Here is an 18,877-nt window from a genome sequence, read left to right as displayed (position 1 = left end):
AAGATTTTCCGTGACCTTTCAAATCCGTCCGGTTATGCGGGCCGCTCAGGACAGGACCCCGTCATGCTCGAACTCTTCACCTCCGCTCTCGTCACCTTCTTCGTGGCCATCGACCCGCCCGGCGTGGCACCGATTTTTGCCGCCCTCACCGAGGGCGCACCGGCGGCGCACCGCCGCAAGATGGCGATCCGTTCGGTGGTGATCTCCACCTTCATCCTTCTGGCCTTCGCCTTCGGCGGATCCTGGCTGCTCAATGCCATGCATATCTCGCTGGACGCCTTCCGCGCCGCCGGCGGTGTCCTCCTCTTCCTGATGGCGCTGGAAATGATCTTCGAAAAGCGCACCGAGCGCCGCGAGGAGCGCGCCGAGGAGATCATGGACGAGCACAATAACCATCCCGATCAGTGGGACGACATCTCCGTCTTCCCGATGGCCATCCCGATGCTGGCCGGTCCGGGCGCGATTGCCACCATGATGCTGTTCATGGCCGACGCCCCGAACCTTCTGGCCCAGGGCGTCATCCTGGGCGCGACCGGCATCATCCTGCTGATCTGCCTGGTCACCTTCCTGCTGATCGTGCCGGTGATGAAGCTGATCGGCGAATCCATGGCCGCCATGATCACTCGGATCCTCGGTGTCATCCTGGCCGCCCTCGCCGCGCAATTCATCTTCGACGGGATCAAGGGCGCCCTGATGGGCGGCTGATCGCTCATCAGGACTTGCGCGTCTGCGTACCAAGCCTTATCTCCGGGGTTCCAATCGGAGTGTTTATGTCCATCAGCCAAGAGGCCTGGTAGGGCCCGGTCAGTTTCCGACCGGGCACCTAGAGATCACCGCCGCAGCCGGATGCTGCGGCCTGTATCCCCATGCCTTTTTGCTGGACACACAATGGACATTTCACGCCCCGAGCAGCGTGTGCTTCACCTGCTCGCTCAAGGTGGCCGCATCGATTTCGAGAAGGATGATCGCGGCCGTATCATCGACATCACAACCATCACCCGCGATGGCTGGGCCTGGCCCGGCTGCTCGCTCGGCCTGTTCGGAAAACTGAAACGGCGCCGATACATCGCCTCGTCGGGCGGCGGTCCCTACCGCATCACCCGGCTCGGCCTGAAACGCGTCCGATCACAACCGGACAATCGCTAGCCCTTATCCGCCCGGTTGCGGACTGATGCACAATCAGGTCGAAGCCGGGCGGAAACCAAGTATTAGCCAAGATCTGCCATCATCCCGTCCTAAAGAACCTGTAGGGGTCCATAACAACACCGGGGGGTGATGGAGGAAAGCATGGGCACACGCCTGATTATGCTGATCATTGCCACGCTGGTCGCCCTGGCGGGCCTGACCGCTTCGGCCTGGAGTCTCAGCCGCGGCGAGACCGATCAGGCCATCGCTTTTGGCTGGCCTTCGCTCGCTGTCATCATGGTGCTGGCCCTGTTCATTCCGGCCCGCAAAGCCCGTCTTCAGGCCGTGCGCGGCGAGAAGAACGGCGCATAAAGATCCGGCCGCCGATCCCGGAAGAACCCCCAGGCCGCGCGATGGCGCTGCAGGAAATCCAGATCGAACGTGCTGGCAATCACACCCGTTTCGTGACGGTCCAGCTCGCTCACCTTCTCGCCGGTATGATCCGCCACGAAGGATGATCCATAGAAGACTTGGCCGCCCTCATCGCCCACCCGGTTGGCGGCGATGACAGGGATCACATTCGACACGGCATGGCCCTGCATGGCGCGCTGCCAGCGAACCGCCGTATCCAGGCTGTCATCATGCGGCTCCGACCCGATCGCCGTTGGGTAGAGCAGGACCTCCGCCCCCATCATCGTCATGATGCGCGCCGCTTCCGGGAACCACTGGTCCCAGCAGATACCAACACCGATCCGTCCGAATTTCGTGTCCCAGACCTTGAAACCCGTATCACCCGGCCGGAAGTAGAATTTCTCCATATAGCCGGGACCATCCGGAATGTGGCTCTTGCGATAGACCCCCATCGCGGTGCCATCCGCGTCCAGCATGACCAGTGAGTTGTAGTAGTGCGGCCCGTCGCGCTCATAGATCGACACCGGGATCACCACGCCCAATTCCTTCGCCAGCGGTGCCAGCTCGGTCACACAGGGATGCTCCATCGCCGGATAGGCTGTCGCGAAGAAGGCCTCATCCTGCACCTTGCAGAAATACGGCCCCTGGAAGAGTTCCGGCGGCAGGATGACCTGCGCACCCCGGCCGGCAGCATCGCGGACCAGGGTTTTCACCGTCTCGATATTGACCGCCATGTCGGTCCCGAAGGGCGCCTGCAGTGCGGCGACGGAAAGGGTGCGGGGCATGGATCAGTCCTCCTCAAAGCGGTCCAGCCAGGCCCCAGGCCCGTCGCCGGTTCGCAAATCCATCACGGTCGGCCACAGCCACCAGGCCAGCCGGTTGTCCGAGTTCCAAAGGGCGACAAAGCCGAAACCGGTCTCCGGTTCCAGCACGATCTGCGCGCCATAGCCCGACAGATAGCCCGAATGCAAAACCAGGGTGCGACCCTGCCAGTCATAGATGCGCCAGCCCAGCCCGTACCAGGTCTCATTCACCCGCTCACGCAGATCCCCCAAGCGCCGCGTCTCGCGCAAGGTTGGCGTCAGCGGAGCGTGGATCCGGGTGCGAACCGCTTCCGGCAGGCCCGGTTGCGTGCCCAGCTGGATCTGCGCCCAGAGGATGAGATCATCCAGCGACAGGTTCAGACCCGAAGCCGACGGTATCCGGTCGTAATTGGTTTCCGGATCACCCGGCCGGTTCATATCGCGACGCCAGCCGGCATGCGGCCGTGCCCAGGAGTCCGAGGCCGTCAGCGCCGCCGTTCCGATCGAGGCGGACGGCAGGCCCATCGCCTCGATCAGACGATGCTCCAGCACCGTGTCGAAGGCTTCGCCCGAGGCCATCTCGACAACCGGCTCCAGCGCCGAGAAAGCGATGTTCTGATAGGTGTAGCACTCGCCAACAGGGCAGAGCAGATCCACCCGGGCCAGACGCTCGCGGATCCGCGACGGGGCCTGACCGGCCTCCAGGTCCAGATCATAGGCATTGGGCGGCAGGCCGGTCCGGTGACTGGCCACTTCCTCCAGCGTGGGTTGGCGGGCACCCTGCACGCGCAGCACATCACCGGGGACAGGCGCGTCCAGGTCCAGCAGGCCATCCGCCTCCAGCAGTCCCAGAAGCGTGCCCGTGAAGGTTTTCGAGACCGAGGCCGCTCGGAACAGGGTCTGCCGTGTCACCGCCTCGCCGGACCCGGCGGCGGTCTCCCCATGCGTATAGATGAAGACGGGCTCGCCATCCTCGATCACGGCAGCGACCAGACCCACCATGCGCGGATCGGCCATGGCGGCGTCCAGCCTTTCCCGCAATGTGTCGAGATAGGCGGACGGCGCTCCGTCCTGAACGATCGGGCTGGCATCATCCGAAGCGCCAGCCGGCAGAACCGCCAGTCCGGCCAAGCAAAACGCGCTCAATACGGTTCGGATCAATCTACTCTCCGGGCTGGTGACAGGTGACACAGTGGAACGCCCCTCCACCCGTCAGTATGGCACGCGCCGATGATCCGACAATCTCATGATCGGGAAACAGGGGGCGCAGAGCATCCAGCGCCGCCGTCTCGCTCGGCGTGCCATAGGTCGGAACCACGACATGGCGCGGTCCGATCACCCAATTCATATGGCTGGCCGGAACCAGCTCCCCATCGCCCAGGTCCACGGCACCCGGCGAAGGGATGCGGTGCACTTCCAGCGTCCGCCCCCGGGCATCCACCATCGTCTCCAGCTGGGCCGCGATGGCGTTGAGCACATCACCCTGCGGGTCATCCCGGTCCGCCGGTGCCTGGCAAATCACCACGCCGGGGCGGGCAAAGCGCACGATATTGTCGATATGCCCGTCCGTATGGTCGGCCAGCAGACCTTCATCGACCCAAAGGATCGTCTCCACGCCCAGCGCTGCCTTCAGGCGCGCTTCCACCTCGGCCTCGGTGAGGTCCGGATTGCGATTGGGATTGAGCAGGCATTGGCGCGTCGAGATCAGCGTGCCCTCGCCGTCAAACTCCAGCGCACCGCCTTCGGCGACCAGGTCAACCGTGCGGATTTCGGCGCCCGCAATCCGGGCCATCTCGGCCCCGACCGTGTCATCGCCCGGCAGCTCATACTTGCCGCCCCAGCCATTGAAACGGAAACGCACAGCGATGTCGCAGCCGTCCTCGCGCAGGAAGACCGGACCGGTATCGCGAGCCCAGACATCGCCAAAATCGGCAGGCTCGATCCGGGCCTGCAGGCCCAATGCCGCTCGCGCCGAGGCTTCGGCCTGTTCCGTGGCTGTCAGGATGACCAGTTCCAGTTCTCTGCCGTCAGCGGCCGGAACCAGGAGTTTGGACAGGAAATCCGCGAACTCCGCCTGCGCCGGTTCCAGATCCTCTTCCCAGAGGTCGGCGGCCGACGGCCAGCAGGTGAACATCCGGCGGACCGGCGCGGTTTCGTGGGGCAGTTGGATCGTGTTCATGGGGCGCGCCTCTATCACGCGGCGCACCGGCTTGCGAGCGGGAAATTGTCCCGCAAACGAAGAAGGGCGGCCCGAGGGCCGCCCTTCCAGATACCTGGTATCTGCAGAGTTCTTAGAACTCGTAGCGCAGACCCACACGCACCGACCAGAGCGACGCGCTACCCACGCGGGATTCGGTCGTCGGGTTGTTGAAGTTCGTGTAGGCGAACTGCGTGCTGCCGTTCGTCAGACGGGAGTCGACGACGCGGTTACGACGCGGGAAGCCAGCCTCGTTGAGGATGCCCCACTCGTCGTTCAGCAGGTTGGTGAAGTTGTCGATGTCCAGGAAGACCTGCGAACGGTGACCTTCCATGAAGCCCGGCAGATCCTGCGTGATACGCAGGTCAGCCTTCGTCCACCAACCGCCTTCGAACTCGTTACGCGGGGCAAAGCCACCGGCATAACCGCTCAGGCCAGCTTCGGAGATGAAAGCGAACAGATCGCTGACTTCCGTGGCCGACAGGCCGGACAGGTCGACATTCGGGTCGGCCGGATCGGTCGGCACGTAGAACAGCCAGTTATCACCCGACAGGAACGGGTTGAAGTTCGTCAGGTGGCCACCGCTGCGCGCGTTCATCGTGTAGGAGAACGGACGACCGGAGGACGCCAGGGCGAACAGGCTGAAGCGCGTTTCGTATTCCGGAACGAACTCGACACCATAGTTCAGGTTGAAGGTGAAGCGCTGGGCGATGTTGTAGTTGGACACCGCAGCGATTTCTTCGTTCGCACCGATGAAGGCACGGCTGACATAGTTGGAGTATGCCACCGAAGAGGTCATCGGCTGGACGTCTTGGGCGTCGCTGTAGGCATAGCCGAAGATCCAGTCCAGACCGAAGTCGTACTCGCGAGCGACCGTGAAGGACACGTTCAGGCTTTCGGCCTCAACATCCGTATTGGTCAGTTCCAGCGTACCCGGCGAGTTCACCGAGCTGTACAGCGGGAAGCCGGCCGGGCCCGTGCCCGTTTCGACCAGGTCACGACGCGTGATGATCGCGGCGTTGTGGTCCTGGGTCCACAGGATGTCACCGGAGACGGTGTACTCACCGCCCAGGAAGCCATCCAGCGGGACGTCGAGGTAGTAGGTACCACCCAGAGCGACTTTCCACTCACCCGGAACTTCGAAGTTCGGGTCCAGGCTGTTCATTTCGAAGCCCGGCGAACCCTGACCAGCCGCAACAGCGTCGATCAGTTCGGACGGGACCGAGTAACCCGGGCCAGAACCGTCCGGATAGACGATGCCGGCGTCGAACAGCGTGGTCCAGCCAGCGCCGTAGAACAGGCTTTCGTTCACACCGAACTGCGAGATGAAGTCGGTGGAGTAGGTGTTGGACAGCCACACATTCGGGTCACCACCCGAGAACAGGCCGAAGCCACCGCGCAGGGAGAGGTCGTCATTGACTTCCCAGCTGAAGCCGACGCGCGGCTGCAGGAGGTCACGACCGTCCATGTTCTGGGCGTTCGAGTAGCCGTAGGACGCCAGGAAGTTGGCGTTCTCGGCCGGCGTGTCGTCCGAGGTGTAGAAGTCGTAGCGCAGACCAACGGTCAGCTCGAAACCATTGCCGAAGTCGATCACGTCCTGAGCGTACAGGGCGTTGGAGGCATAGGCCCAATCGGCAGCGGCGTCGGCCGGGTTCAGGCTCGGCGCGTTGTTGTAGTCGATGTCGTCCGGGATACCGTTCCGGAAGTCATCGATGCTGTCGAAGTCGAACTGGCCGATCGTGTGCTGGACGAACAGGTTGAAGATGTCCGTCTCTTCGCGCTCATAACCGAACGAGAAGGTGTGGTTGTCCCAGGTATAGGTGCCGCGGGCGACCAGGTTGAAGATCGTGTAGTTCAGCTCGTTGGACTGACGGGAGTCATCTTCACCAATGTAGATGGTGTTGCGCTGACCCGTGCCATCGACGGCAAGCGTGTTGTTGTCCGTGATGCGCATCTCGCCAAAGCCATCCTGGCCGATCGAGTTCTGGCGGTTGACCAGCTCGGAGTAACCAACGCGGACTTCCGTGGAGAAGTTGTCGGTCCAATCGGAGTACAGGGAGCCGACGAAACGGTTCAGCTCGGCGCCACGCTCATAGAGGTGGTTGGAGAATTCGAACTCGTTCGGGTCACCGTCGGAAGCGGTGATGTTGTAGCCGTCATTGTACAGGTAGACGAAGTCGGCACGGTGCTGGTTGTTGATTTCCCAGTCGAAGCGGACAAGCAGCTTGTCGTCTTCGTTCGGGTAGGAGGTCGGCGTGTTGCCCGGGTCGTAGTTGTAGATGTTGCGGGCAATGTCGAGGATCTCGTCATATTCGGCCTGCGTGAAGCCGGCGACTTCGTTGATCGCGCCGGAACCTTCCACGCCACGCGTGAAGGTGTTGGCACCGGACAGGTGCTCATAGTTCACGAAGAAGAAGAGACGGTCTTCGACGATCGGGCCACCAACGTGGAAGCCATAGCGCTGCTCGTCGAATTCCGGAGCCACAACGCCAACACCTTCAAGGCTGTCGCCCTGCAGGCTGTCAGAGGTGTAGTCGTAGAAGAAACCACCGTGGATCTCATTGCCACCGGACTTGGTCACGGTGTTGATGTTACAAGCCGAGAAGCCGCCATAATAGACGTCAAACGGTGCCAGCTCGACAGCAACCTGAGACAGGGAGTCGAACGGGAAAGGCTGACGCTCGGTCGGGAAACCGTTGGAGTTCAGGCCGAAACCGTCATTGATGCGGACACCGTCGAGGGTCAGCGAGTTGAAGCGCGAGTTGGCGCCGGCGCACTGGATGCCGTCGACATTGGCTTCGTCAACATAGATGCGCGGGTCGGTACGAACGATGTCGGTGATCGTACGGTTGACCGACGGCAGACGCTCCAGGTCGCGCTGGGTGAAGACGGCGGACGGACCGACGGCGACTTCAACAGCGTTGATGGCGGACGCGGTCACGACGATCACGTCGGTCGCGTCGGAGTCGAGGGTCAGGTTCAGGTCGGTGGAAGCGCCCAGTTCGATGTAGACGTCTTCAACGCGCTGGCCGGCAAAGCCCGGAGCCGTTGCGGTGACGATGTAGGGGCCGCCCGGACGCAGATTGTCGGCAGCGAAGGTGCCGTTGGCGCCGATATTGGCCGTACGCACGGAGCCGGTCGGCACGTGCAGCACGGTCACGGAACCGCCGGAGATGGCCGAACCGTTGGCAGAAGACACGGTACCGGAGATGGAGCCGGTGGTCTGCTGCGCGTAAACCGCAGCCGGGGCCGCGGCCAGCAGGGCGAGGGTCGCCGTGCCGTAGGAAAGTTTTTTCATGAATGACATAGGAACATGTCCCCCGATAGGTCGATCAAATGGGGGCACGGCCCCCAGTACGAAGCAGGGGTCTCCTACGTCCGACGTTCAAACTTTCCAAGACGTAATCGCGAAGGTTTTGTGACAACGCGTTGTGCGGGACAGGCCGAATTTTCGCATGCGCGGATGAGGGGGACCGCTAAATATGTGTGTGCACCTGCACAAAACCTCAAAATCCGGGGGGTCGGACTGCGCAATCGCCCCAGTTTTTTGTCCACGGCCCCTTTACCGCCCCATGCGAAAAGCGCATAGGCTGCGGCGAAAATGTAACACTTTTTTCAGCCCCGCGCCCGGAGCGCCGCATGACTGATTCTCCCCTTTCCCCGGCCTTCAAGGCAGACCGCTGGATGCAGGCGACCCTTGTCGTGGTTGCGGCCTTCGCGATTGCCCGAATTGTCATGCTGGCGGTTTCGCCTGTCGCGCTTCATGCCGATGAGTCGCAATACTGGGTCTGGTCGCGCCAGTTTGACTGGGGCTATTTCTCCAAACCGCCCATGATTGCCTGGCTGATCGGTCTCTCCACCAGCCTGTTCGGCAATACGGACTTCGCCGTGCGCCTGCCCGCTCCGCTTCTGCACACCGGTACCGCGCTCTTCCTCTGCCTCAGCGCCCGGCATTTGTTCAATGCGAAGACCGGTTTCTTTGCCGCTCTGACCTGGCTCACCCTGCCGAGCATCTGGCTGTCCGGCTTCGTCATGTCGACAGACGCCATCCTGCTGTGCTGCTGGTCCGGTGGCCTCTATGCCCTGCTGCGCCTCCGTTCCGGCGGCAATTGGGTCGCCGCGGCCGGGGTCGGCCTCGCCATCGGCCTGGGCTTCCTGTCCAAATACGCGATGATCTATTTCGTGATCGGCCTCGCCATCACGCTCGTCCTGGATCGCGCCACCCGCCAGGCCCTATTCGGCCCGCGCGGTGGTCTGGCCCTGGCGATCGCCCTGCTCTGCCTGGCGCCCAATATCGCCTGGAATGCCGCCCATGACTTCGCCACCGTGTCCCACACGGCCGCCAATGCGAACTGGGGCGGCGAGCTCTTCCATGTCGATGAAATGGTCAGCTTTCTGACCGATCAGCTGGCCGTCTTCGGCCCGGCGCTCTTCATCACGCTTATGGCCCTGGCAGGCCGCAACCTGGCCGCTTTCCGGGACATGAAGGCCGAGACCCGTCTCCTGCTGGCCTTCATCCTGCCGCCGCTGCTGGCGGTCACCATCCAGGCCTTCCTCAGCCGCGCCCACGCCAATTGGGCGGTCAGCGCCTATGCCGCCAGCACGCTGCTGGTCGTCGGCTTCCTGATGAGCGGTGCGATCTGGCGGCGCTATGTCCTCGGCCTCTCCATCGCCGGACACTCCATTCTCGGCCTGCTCATGGTCGCCCTGGCCGCCAGCCCGGCCCTGGTCGTCGCGATGAATGCGGAGAATGCCACCAAGCGGATCCGCGCCTGGGATGAGACCGCCGCGGCGATTGCCGAAGCGGCCAGTGAGGGTGACTACACCTACATCGTTTTCGACGACCGCAATGTGTTCCACCAGACCCAGCGCTATGCCCCGCAATTGCAGGGGCAGTTGCGCATGTGGCTGCGTCATGCCGGTCCGCTGAACCATGCCGAGGATGTCTGGCCGCTGCCGGACCGTTTCGAGGGCGAGATCCTGGTCGTCTCGCACCGTCCGCTGGAAGTGGCACGCCTGCGCGAAGACTTCGCCGTGTTCGAACCGGCGGGCAGCCTGGCCATCCCACTCGACGGCAGCATGACCCGGGACTTCACCCTCTGGCGCGCCTCGGGACCGCAGCGCGTGGAGCGCGATACGGCCTATGAGGAACGCTGGCAGGCGATCGATGCGGCCGCGGGCCAGCAGCGTGGCTACAGCACCGGCGAAAGCGACTAGACGGACTGTTCGGGGAGCCCCAGCGCCAGGCTGAGATTTTGCATGGCCTGGGTCGCGGCACCCTTGAGCAGATTGTCCAGCGTGCTGACGATCACCGCCTTGCGGCCGCTCTCATCCAACGCAAACCCGCCGACCACCGCACCGGGCTGGTTCGCCCCGTCGCGGACTTCGGGAATCCCGTCCGTCACCGTGATCAGCGCTTCACCGTCATAGGCATCGCGATAGCGGGCGATCAGGGCCTCCCGCGTCATCGGCTGCTTCAGGGTGAGATGCGTGGTCGCGACAATGCCGCGGAAGAATTCGGCGACATGCGGGGTGAAACGCACGCCCTCGCCCATATGCCGCGCCATTTCGCGCTCATGGATATGACCGGTGAGCGAATAGGGCATCAGATTGTCGGCCAACGCCTCGGTGTCATTCTTGCGCGAGGGCGTGGTGCCGGCGCCGGAATAGCCCGACACGCCGAAAACATGGGCATCGCCCTCGATCATCCCGCGCAGCGGCGCAATCGCCAGCTGGCCGGCGGTCGCATAACAGCCCGGATTGGAGATCCGGCGTGCACCGGCAATCGCCGCACGCCCATGGATTTCCGGCAGCCCGTAGACCCAGGCATCATCGAAGCGGTAATCCGCCGACAGATCGACGATCACCGTCTCGTCCGGCACGCCGGCCAGGAAGGGCGCCGCAGCGCCATTCGGCAGAGCCAGGATCACGGCGTCCGCACCACTGGCCGCAATCTCGTCCGGCGCCATGGCCACGAAATCCAGACCGGTGGCAATCTCTGGTGCCATTTCGCTGACCGGACGGCCGGCATATTCCCGCGAGGACGCGAAGGCCAGCTCCATATCGTCACGGCCCGCAATCAGGCGCAGCAATTCCCGTCCGGTATGACCGCGGGCCCCGATCAGGCCGATCCGCGCCGCCATCATACCGTCTCCAGCGTGGCGGGCAGGGCAAAGGCCTGGTCGACCACATCGCGGATATCGTCCAGATCTATGTTGTCACCGCGCCAGAACACGGTCCACTCGCCCCGGCGCACGGCGCCATCGCATTCGTCGAAATAGAAGCCGTTCACCGGATTGGTCGTGCGCGAACGCCAGATCAGCCGCGGCGCATACTCCACCAGTCGGTGCCAGACCGCCCGGCCCAGACCTTCGCCGCGCGCATCATCCAGCACGGCGAACTTGTCCAGATAGATCCAGCCGCCCAGCGTCGTGGTGATTGCGGCCGCCCGGTAGCTGTCCGTCACGAAGGCCTGGTCCAGGCTCAACGCATCCCAATAGCCCGCAATCGGCTTGCGGCCGAAAGCCCGTTCGATCAGGGCCTCGATCTTGCCCGCATCCAGGCTGGCCTTGTCGGTCGTCGCCTTGATCCGCTCGCCGCGGCGCACCAGCGTACCGGCACCGGCATGGGTGAAGAGTTCCCGCGCCAGTTCAGACGGTTTGGTGATCGAGACCGAGCTCGACAGGGGCAGATCGTCGAGCAGGCGTTTGATCTCTTCCAGCTTGAGCTGCATGCCGCCATTCACCCAATCGGCCTGCATGAGATCGTCGAAATCCGTCGCCAGGTTGATCGAGGAGAGGATGTCCCCCTCCTCGTCCAAGAGACCGCCCGTCCCCGTCAGGAAGACGACCTTGTAGGGCTGCAGCGCATGGACCAGCGCGCGCACGGCGACATCAGCATTGACGTTGACGATACACCCGTCTTCCGTCTCGCCCAGACAGGCCAGGATAGAGGCCTGTCCGGCCCGCGCAGCAGCGGCGACGAGGTCCAGGCGCACGCGCGTCGGTTCGCCGACACGCCCCAGCGTCTCGGCATCCATGATCTTCGCCTCGAACACGCCGCGCGGGATCGCGGCGGCGCGGCCACCGGCATGGCGGATCGCATCGACGAGGGAGAGGTTCGCCTCCGTCAGCGTGTCGCGGATGATCGGGATCGCCTTGTCACGGGTAACGCGCAGGCCATTGACCCGCTCCGTCTCGATCCCGGCATCGCTCAGCGCCGCATCCAGCTGCGGGCCGCCACCATGAACAACGACCGGCGTCAGGCCGACCGATTGCAGGAAAGCCAGCGCAGACGCGAGACCGGCCAGATCATCCTGGATCACCGCGCCACCGACCTTGATGACGGCAAAGCGTTCCTGGTCGACCCCGGAGAAACGGTGCAGGTATTCACGGATCTCCTTGCCGTCGCGCATCTGGGACAGCAATTGGACAATCGTCTGGCGCACCGGCGGTGCGGGAGGCTGTTGGCTCATTCGGCCCCTCCCTGCAAGGCGAGGGCTTCCATCACCGCCTTTTGCACGTGGAGACGGTTTTCCGCCTCTTCAATGCCCATGAAGGCCGGGCTGTCGACGACGGCATCGGCGATCTTCACATTGCGGCGCATCGGCAGGCAGTGCGAGACGACGGCATTATTGGTCAGCGCCATTTTTTCCGGCGTGATCATGAAATCGGCACCCTTGGCCCGGAACGGGGCTTCCTCGTCCCAATTGCCATAGAAGGGCAGCGCGCCCCAGCTCTTGGCATAGACGACATCAGCGCCGGAATAGGCCGCTTCCACATCGGTGGTCAGGGTGACAGACCCGCCCCCCTCGGCCGTGAAACGCTCGGCGGAATCCATATAGCGGCTGTCCAGGCGGTAGACTTCGTCCGGCACCAGGATGGACACATCGGCCCCGAATTTGGACGCGATCAGCAAGGAGGAATTCGCCACCGCCGTATTGAGCGGTTTGGGATGCGGCACCCAGGTCAGCAGGTATTTCTTGCCCGCAATCGGACCGCCCGTGCGCTCCTGCAGGGCCAGCATGTGGGCCAGTTCCTGACAGGGATGGACGATGGTCTCCATATTGATCACCGGCACGGTCGCGTGCTTGGCGAAGGCCGTGATCATCGGGTCCTCGCGCTCCGACGCCCAGTCCTTGAACTGGGGGAAGCAGCGAATGGCGATCAAATCGACATAGGAGGACAGGACACGCGCAGCCTCGCGCACATGCTCTTCCTCGCTACCATCCATGATCGTGCCATCAGAGAATTCCAGCGGCCAGGTCGCGCCCTTCGCGTCCAGCACGATGGCATGACCGCCCAGCTGATAGGCGCCGATATCAAAGGAGGATCGTGTTCGCAGCGAGGGATTGAAGAACATCAGCGCAATCGACTTGCCCTCCAATGATCGGCTTTTCACGCCCGACTTGAAGGCGGCGGCTCGGTCGAGCAGGCCCTGAAGTTCGTTGCGTGACCAATCTTCGGTGGACAGGAAATGGCGCATCTGTGTCTCTCGCCGTGTTGCTGGGATGAACAAAAATACCAACACCCGGTCCCTTGGGCCGGGTGTTGTGCACGTCCTTAGGCCTGATGCGCCAGTCTCGCAACAGAAAGAGCAGGGTATGGGCTCCGGGGCCGGCCCGCGATTGCAGTGACCGCAGAGTGGAAATCGCCGCTGTGTTGTGGAACAAGCGGAGCGGAATTGTTCAAGGATTGGCCATGTCCGTACTTGCCGTCATCCCCGCCCGCTACGGCTCCACCCGCTTTCCCGGCAAACCGCTGGCTCAGATTGCCGGCCGCATGATGGTGGAGCGCGTCTGGCGCATCGCGGCCGCGGCCCCCGGTGTCGACCGGGTCGTGGTGGCCACGGATGATGAGCGCATCCTGCAGGCGGTCGAGGCCGCCGGCGGCGAGGCCGTGATGACGGACGAGGCCTGCCGCAATGGCACGGAGCGCGCGCTGGACGCTATGAAGCGGCTGGATAGCGATGCCGAGATCATCATCAATGTGCAGGGCGATGCCCCGCTCATCCCGCCTTGGGTGATCGGCGGTGTCGCCGAAGCCATGCGCGCTGATCCCTCCCTGCAGATGGCCACGCCGGCCGTGCCCCTGCCGCCGGAGACCGAAGCCATGATGCGCGAGGCCAAGGCAAAAGGCTCCGCTTCAGGCACCACAGTCGTCTTCAACAAGGCGATGGATGCGATGTATTTCTCCAAGAATGTCATCCCCTTCCGCCGCAAGCCCGGCGAAGGCGCGCCCGCCTACCAGCATATCGGCCTCTATGGCTATCGCCGCGACACGCTGGAAGACCTCGTCGCGCTGGAGCCCACGCCCTTCGAGCTGACCGAGAGCCTGGAGCAGCTGCGCGCCCTGGAAAACGGCATCCCGATCCGCGTCGTGCTGACCGATTATCGCGGCCGTTCCGCCTGGTCGGTGGATGCGCCGGAGGATGCCGTCCGTGTCGAAGACATCATCGCCCGTGAAGGGGAGCTGGTGGAATGAGCCGCATCCTGCTCGCCCGCCATGGCAATACATTCGGTCCCGGCGACACGCCGGTCTGGGTCGGTGCGCGCGAAGACCTGCCCCTCGTCGAGAGCGGCGAAGCCCAGGCACGTGCGCTCGGGGAGGCCCTTGCCGAAGCCGGCCTCACCCCGTCGCGCATCATTTGCGGCCCGCTCAAGCGCACCCGCCGTGCTGCTGAAATCATTGCGCAATTGACCGGTTATTCCGGTGGCGAAATGATTGATGAGCGTCTCAAGGAGATCGATTACGGATCCTGGGGTGGCAAATCCAATGACCAGATCATCGCCGAGTTCGGCCAGGAAGCGCTGGATTGCTGGGACAAGCAGCACCGCCGCCCGCCCGGTGCGGACTGGTCCCCCAGCGAGGCCGAGCTGGAAGCCAATGCGCTTGCCGCCATGACGGACGCCGCCAGCGAGGACCTCACCCTGGTGATCACCTCCAATGGCGTACTGCGCTACATGTATGCCGCCCTGAACGGACCGGAGGCCGCCGCCAAGGTGAAGACCGGCCATGTCTGCGCCGCCCGTTTTGACGGCGGTACCGGTGAACGCCTGTTCTGGAATGGAAAACCCGGCACAGACCTGCTGCGCCGGGCGTTTTCCTGATCGTCTGCGCTGGAGCCTAGTCGACGCGTCCGAGGAAGGCCTTGATCGCGGTCCAGGCTTCCGGTTCCGTCATGAAGGGCGCATGCCCGACATCCGGCACCTCCACCGTGTCCAGGTCCGGCTTGCGGCGCTTCATCTCTGCCACGGTTTCCGGTGACAGAAGATCAGACACCCCGCCCCGCACACTCAGCGTGGGGATCGGGCCGAAGGGTTCCCAGAATTCCCAGATATCCGGCAGCGGCTCATCGCCATCGATCATCGAGATGATATTGCCGTCATAGTCGAGTACGACCTGGCCATCCTTCTCGATCCAGGTCTTGCGCGCGAAATCGAGCCAGAAATCCTCGTCATGATCCATCAGCGGGAAGGCGGCCAGATTGCCGTCGCGGGTCCGCGAGGCGGCTTCCGACCAGTCCGCCGCCGGTTCCCGGCTGGACGTGTTCTGCTTGATCCGGTCCAGACCCGGCTTGGAGATGGATGGGCCGATATCATTGATCACCGCCGCGGCAATGCGCTGCGGCTGGGTGCCGGCCACCATCATCGTCATCAGACCGCCCATGGACGTGCCGATGAAGACCACGCGCTCCAGACCCAGCTCATCCAGCAGGCCGATCATGTCGGCCGCATAGACGGGCGGCATGTAGCGTTCGGTCTGCGGATCGGCATCCGAGCGGCCGCGGCCGCGCTGCGAGGCCACAATGACCCGCCGGCCCAGACCGGCGATCTTCGGGGCCAGATCCTCGAAATCCTTCACATTCCGCGTCAGCCCATGCAGGCAGAGCACCGGCAGGCCGGTGGTCTCGCCCACCGCCGGATAGTCGCGGTAATGCAGCTTCAGACCATCGGAATTGGTGAAGAAATGGTCGGTGAACATCGCGTCGCTCATTGTGCGGGCTCGCCCTCCGTGCTCGGCTCAGCGGCAGGTGCCGGAGCCGCCTCGCCCTCACCTTCCCAGTCGCGGTCCAGCGTCTTGGCCGCGAAGAAGAACAGGATGGCGGCCACCACATAGAGCAGCGAACCCACCAGGATCGAATAACGCAGGGATTCATCCCCGAAGGTCGGCTGCAGGAAGGTGGAGAGCTGACCCAGCACATACACGCCGCCGCCAATGCCGATCAGGTTATTGATCAGCAGGAAGATGGCGGACGCGGTGGAGCGCATGTTCGGCTTCACCAGGTGCTGGAAGGCCGAGATCACCGGGCCCAGCCACATCAGGCCCAGCGCCGTCGGCACCAGGAAGAGCAGGGAGCCGATCACGACATTATTCATCAGAACAGCCGCGACATAGAAGGGGAAGGTAAACAGGAAGGCGATCGCCGGGACCTTGGCATAGGCCGACTTCTTCGCCTTGCCGAGCCAGTCACCAAGAATTCCGCCCATCAGGATGCCGATACAGCCGCCGATGAAGAGAATACCGCCGAACACCCAGCCGCGCTCGACCAGGCCGAGACCATAGCTGCGCGCCAGGAAGGAGGGGATCCAGAAGAAAATGCCATAGCCCATCATGGACGAGCAGGACGCGCCGAAGACCAGGAACCAGAAGCTCGGCTTCTTGGTGAGGAAGCCCAGAACAGCTGGCAGGGACGGCGTTTCAACCTTGGTCCCTTCGGCCGGCTGGGCGTCGAAGGCACCCCGCTTGGGTTCTTTCACGGTCAGGCGGAAGATCGGCGCCAGGATGATGCCGGCGATACCCACCGCGATGAAGGCGGCGCGCCAGTCCAGACCTTCAAAAACCGTGCCCGAGGCGATCAGCGCACCGGCAATCACGCCAAAGGCGGAGCCGACCGGGATGCCCAGGGAATAGACGGCCATGGCGCGTCCGCGCTGCGCCGGCGGGTAATAGTCCGCGATCAGCGAATAGGCCGGGGCGACACCACCGGCCTCACCGATGCCCACACCCATGCGGGCCAGGAAAAGCTGCGTGTAATTGCCGACCATGCCGGACAGGGCGGTGAAACCGCTCCACAGGGTCAGCGAGATCGTCATGATCCAGGTCCGGCTCCAGCGGTCGGCCAGCCAGGCGATCGGAACCCCGAGCGTGGAATAGAGAAAGGCAAAGGCGATACCGCCCAGCAGACCGAGCTGACCATCGGTCAGGTCAAACTCCGCCTTGATGGGCTCAGCCAGGATGGAAATGATCTGCCGGTCCAGAAAGTTGAACGTGTAGACCAGGAACAGCAGGACCATGACATAGGTCTGGTAGCCCGCACCGCTCTTTGTCTCGGACTCGGCGCCCTGTGTTGTATCCGTCATGCTTTCTCCCCACGGCATACCGCCCCTTCGGGCACGCCGCCTCGTTATTCGTTTGACCTGAACATGAATGGTCATTCAGGTTTGGTCAAACCCCAATTCCCGCATTCGGTGTGATGCGCCCCCTTGTGCGCAACCGGCACCAATGCAGGATGTGCCACACTTTTCTGATCAAGCCCAAGGGCCCAAACCCGAAATACGGGCCCGAACAGGGGGAATGACATGACGCGTTTTGCACTTCTCGCCGCTCTGGGCGGTCTGATGGCAGCAGCGTGCACGCCGGCCGAAGAGCCGGCGGAGACCGCCGAAGCCTCGCTGACCTCGCCCGAAATCACCGAAGCCGACCTGCGCTGGCGCATCGCCACCCTGGCTGATGACGCCTTTGAAGGCCGCGCCCCGGCCACGCCCGGCGGCATTGCGGCCAGCCAGTGGATCGCCGACGACATGGCCCGCATGGGGTTCCAGCCGGGCTATGAGGGCAGCTATTTCCAGCCGGTTCCGCTGCTGGAAGTCACGCTCGACGAGGCGGCCTCCTCCTTCGACGTCGCTTTTGAGGGCGAACCGCTCGGCCTGAGCATGGGTGAGGATGTCGTCTTCTGGACCAAGCGCGCCGCCGACCAGGTCGAGATTGCCGACAGCGATCTGGTCTTTGTCGGCTATGGCGTCGTCGCCCCGGAATATGGCTGGAATGATTATGCCGGTCTCGATGTCGAGGGCCGCACCGTCGTCATGCTGGTCAATGATCCCGGCTATGCCGATCCCGACAGCGGTCTCTTCAATGGCAATGCCATGACCTATTACGGCCGCTGGACCTACAAGTATGAGGAAGCCGCCCGCCAGGGTGCCGCCGGTGTCATCCTGATCCACCAGACCGAACCGGCTTCCTATGGCTGGAATGTCGTCTCCGGCTCCTGGACCGGTGCCCAGCTCGACCTGGCCCGCGAACCGGGTGAAGGCACATTCGCCGCCGTGGAAAGCTGGGTTTCCGAAGATCGTGCCCGCCAAATGTTCGACCTGGCCGGTCTGGATTTCGATGCCCTCACCGCCGCCGCCTCCCAGCCGGGCTTCACCCCGGTAGAGATGACCGGTCTGACGGCCTCCGGCACGCTGTACAATTCCACCCGCACGATGGATTCGCGCAATGTGGTCGGCATCATCCCGGGCACCACGCATCCGGATGAGTATGTGATCTACACGGCCCACTGGGACCATATCGGCGTGCGCGATGTGCCCGAGGGCGAGGACGGCATCTATAATGGCGCCGTCGACAATGCGACCGGCACGGCTGCCATCCTGGAAATCGGTGAAGCCTTCATGGCCAATCCGCCGGAACGCTCCGTGATGATCCTGGCCGTGACGGCCGAGGAATCCGGCCTGCTGGGTTCGGCCTATTATGGTGAAAACCCGATCATGCCCTACGCGCAAACCGTGGGCGGCATCAATATCGACGCCATCCTGCCCACCGGCCGCTCCCGCGATGTCGTCGTGGTTGGCCATGGCGCATCGGAACTGGAAGACCTGCTGACGGCCGCCGCCGCCGACCAGGACCGCTACATCGTGCCGGACCCGAACCCGGAAGCCGGCTATTTCTACCGTTCCGACCATATCGAACTGGCCAAGCACGGCCTGCCCATGCTGTACGCCGATGGCGGTGAAGACCTGCGCGAGGGCGGCACCGAGGCCGGCCAGGCCATGGGCGCCGACTACCGCGCCAACCGCTATCACGGCCCGGCCGACGAGTATTCGGAAGACTGGGACATGTCCGGCATGGTCGAAAACACCGAACTCTTCTTCGATGTCGGCCAGCGCCTGGCCAATTCGACCGACTGGCCGAACTGGTATGAGGGCAATGAATTCCGCGGCCTGCGCGACGCGCAGCGCCCGGCCGAGTAATCCCGGCTTTCGCGTTCAGGAAAAGGGCGGCCCGCCATGCGGTGCCGCCCTTTTTCATGCCTGGAACGGGCCCCCGTCGGCATGCTCACA

At 63.6% G+C, this 18,877-nt stretch carries 16 protein-coding genes; 7 read left to right on the top strand and 9 right to left on the bottom strand.

The window, feature by feature from the left end; translation table 11 throughout:
- Positions 1-63: 63 nt before the first annotated feature.
- The 3 genes from I0K07_RS04430 to I0K07_RS04420 all read left to right on the top strand — a co-directional run bounded on the left by I0K07_RS04430 (position 64) and on the right by I0K07_RS04420 (position 1,497).
- Positions 64-705 (top strand): MarC family protein, encoded by a 642-nt coding sequence (locus I0K07_RS04430; RefSeq protein WP_203291621.1) that lies wholly within the window; start codon positions 64-66, stop codon positions 703-705.
- Positions 706-888: 183 nt separating this feature from the next.
- Entirely contained in the window at positions 889-1,146 is a 258-nt protein-coding gene (locus I0K07_RS04425) for a YjhX family toxin (protein WP_203291620.1), read from the top strand.
- Positions 1,147-1,287: 141 nt separating this feature from the next.
- Positions 1,288-1,497, top strand: a complete 210-nt coding sequence (locus tag I0K07_RS04420) for a hypothetical protein (RefSeq protein ID WP_203291619.1) — start codon at positions 1,288-1,290, stop codon at positions 1,495-1,497.
- Here the strand turns inward: I0K07_RS04420 and aguB are convergent.
- The 4 genes from aguB to I0K07_RS04400 all read right to left on the bottom strand — a co-directional run bounded on the left by aguB (position 1,464) and on the right by I0K07_RS04400 (position 7,834).
- A complete protein-coding gene (gene aguB / locus I0K07_RS04415) occupies positions 1,464-2,321 on the bottom strand; it encodes an N-carbamoylputrescine amidase (RefSeq protein ID WP_203291618.1) in 858 nt (285 codons plus the stop codon). The genes I0K07_RS04420 and aguB overlap by 34 nt on opposite strands.
- 3 nt (positions 2,322-2,324) lie before the next feature.
- Positions 2,325-3,500, bottom strand: coding sequence for a serine hydrolase domain-containing protein (locus tag I0K07_RS04410; RefSeq protein WP_238934533.1), 1,176 nt, complete (start codon positions 3,498-3,500; stop codon positions 2,325-2,327).
- 1 nt (position 3,501) lies between these two features.
- Complete coding sequence (locus I0K07_RS04405; protein ID WP_203291617.1) at positions 3,502-4,518, bottom strand: agmatine deiminase family protein; 1,017 nt, start codon at positions 4,516-4,518, stop codon at positions 3,502-3,504.
- Between the two features lie 112 nt (positions 4,519-4,630).
- Positions 4,631-7,834 carry a TonB-dependent receptor gene (locus tag I0K07_RS04400; protein ID WP_238934531.1) on the bottom strand — a complete coding sequence of 1,068 codons (3,204 nt, stop codon included), beginning with the start codon at positions 7,832-7,834 and terminating at the stop codon, positions 4,631-4,633.
- Positions 7,835-8,175: 341 nt separating this feature from the next.
- Here I0K07_RS04400 and I0K07_RS04395 point away from each other — a divergent pair, with 341 nt between their 5' ends.
- Complete coding sequence (locus tag I0K07_RS04395; protein ID WP_203291615.1) at positions 8,176-9,753, top strand: glycosyltransferase family 39 protein; 1,578 nt, start codon at positions 8,176-8,178, stop codon at positions 9,751-9,753.
- Here the strand turns inward: I0K07_RS04395 and argC are convergent.
- Genes argC through I0K07_RS04380 form a run of 3 tightly spaced genes read right to left on the bottom strand, consistent with a single transcriptional unit; the run spans position 9,750 to position 13,020 of the window.
- Positions 9,750-10,682 carry an N-acetyl-gamma-glutamyl-phosphate reductase gene (argC, locus tag I0K07_RS04390; RefSeq protein ID WP_203291614.1) on the bottom strand — a complete coding sequence of 311 codons (933 nt, stop codon included), beginning with the start codon at positions 10,680-10,682 and terminating at the stop codon, positions 9,750-9,752. The two genes, I0K07_RS04395 and argC, sit on opposite strands and share 4 nt — an antisense overlap.
- The gene (locus tag I0K07_RS04385) at positions 10,679-12,010 is read right to left on the bottom strand and encodes an acetylglutamate kinase (RefSeq protein ID WP_203291613.1); all 1,332 of its coding nucleotides are present in this window, start codon (positions 12,008-12,010) and stop codon (positions 10,679-10,681) included. The genes argC and I0K07_RS04385 overlap by 4 nt, the downstream gene beginning before the upstream one ends.
- A complete protein-coding gene (locus tag I0K07_RS04380) occupies positions 12,007-13,020 on the bottom strand; it encodes an N-acetylornithine carbamoyltransferase (protein WP_203291612.1) in 1,014 nt (337 codons plus the stop codon). Before I0K07_RS04380 ends, I0K07_RS04385 begins: the two co-directional genes overlap by 4 nt.
- A 215-nt stretch (positions 13,021-13,235) precedes the next feature.
- On the opposite strand from I0K07_RS04380, the gene kdsB reads away from it, so the two are divergent.
- Complete coding sequence (kdsB, locus tag I0K07_RS04375) at positions 13,236-14,018, top strand: 3-deoxy-manno-octulosonate cytidylyltransferase (RefSeq protein WP_203291611.1); 783 nt, start codon at positions 13,236-13,238, stop codon at positions 14,016-14,018.
- Positions 14,015-14,644, top strand: a complete 630-nt coding sequence (locus tag I0K07_RS04370) for a histidine phosphatase family protein (protein WP_203291610.1) — start codon at positions 14,015-14,017, stop codon at positions 14,642-14,644. The genes kdsB and I0K07_RS04370 overlap by 4 nt, the downstream gene beginning before the upstream one ends.
- Before the next feature lie 16 nt (positions 14,645-14,660).
- Here the strand turns inward: I0K07_RS04370 and I0K07_RS04365 are convergent, their stop codons facing one another.
- Positions 14,661-15,530, bottom strand: coding sequence for an alpha/beta fold hydrolase (locus I0K07_RS04365; protein ID WP_238934529.1), 870 nt, complete (start codon positions 15,528-15,530; stop codon positions 14,661-14,663).
- Positions 15,527-16,897, bottom strand: coding sequence for a spinster family MFS transporter (locus I0K07_RS04360; protein ID WP_203291609.1), 1,371 nt, complete (start codon positions 16,895-16,897; stop codon positions 15,527-15,529). Before I0K07_RS04360 ends, I0K07_RS04365 begins: the two co-directional genes overlap by 4 nt.
- Before the next feature lie 219 nt (positions 16,898-17,116).
- Here I0K07_RS04360 and I0K07_RS04355 point away from each other — a divergent pair, with 219 nt between their 5' ends.
- Positions 17,117-18,787 carry a M28 family metallopeptidase gene (locus tag I0K07_RS04355; RefSeq protein WP_203291608.1) on the top strand — a complete coding sequence of 557 codons (1,671 nt, stop codon included), beginning with the start codon at positions 17,117-17,119 and terminating at the stop codon, positions 18,785-18,787.
- Positions 18,788-18,877 lie beyond the last annotated feature (90 nt).

Source organism: Maricaulis parjimensis, from assembly GCF_016817355.1.
In the GTDB taxonomy this organism is placed as follows: Bacteria; Pseudomonadota; Alphaproteobacteria; order Caulobacterales; family Maricaulaceae; genus Maricaulis; species Maricaulis parjimensis.
Note: the sequence above shows the minus strand (reverse complement) of the source record. Positions and strands in the feature narration are given on the sequence as shown.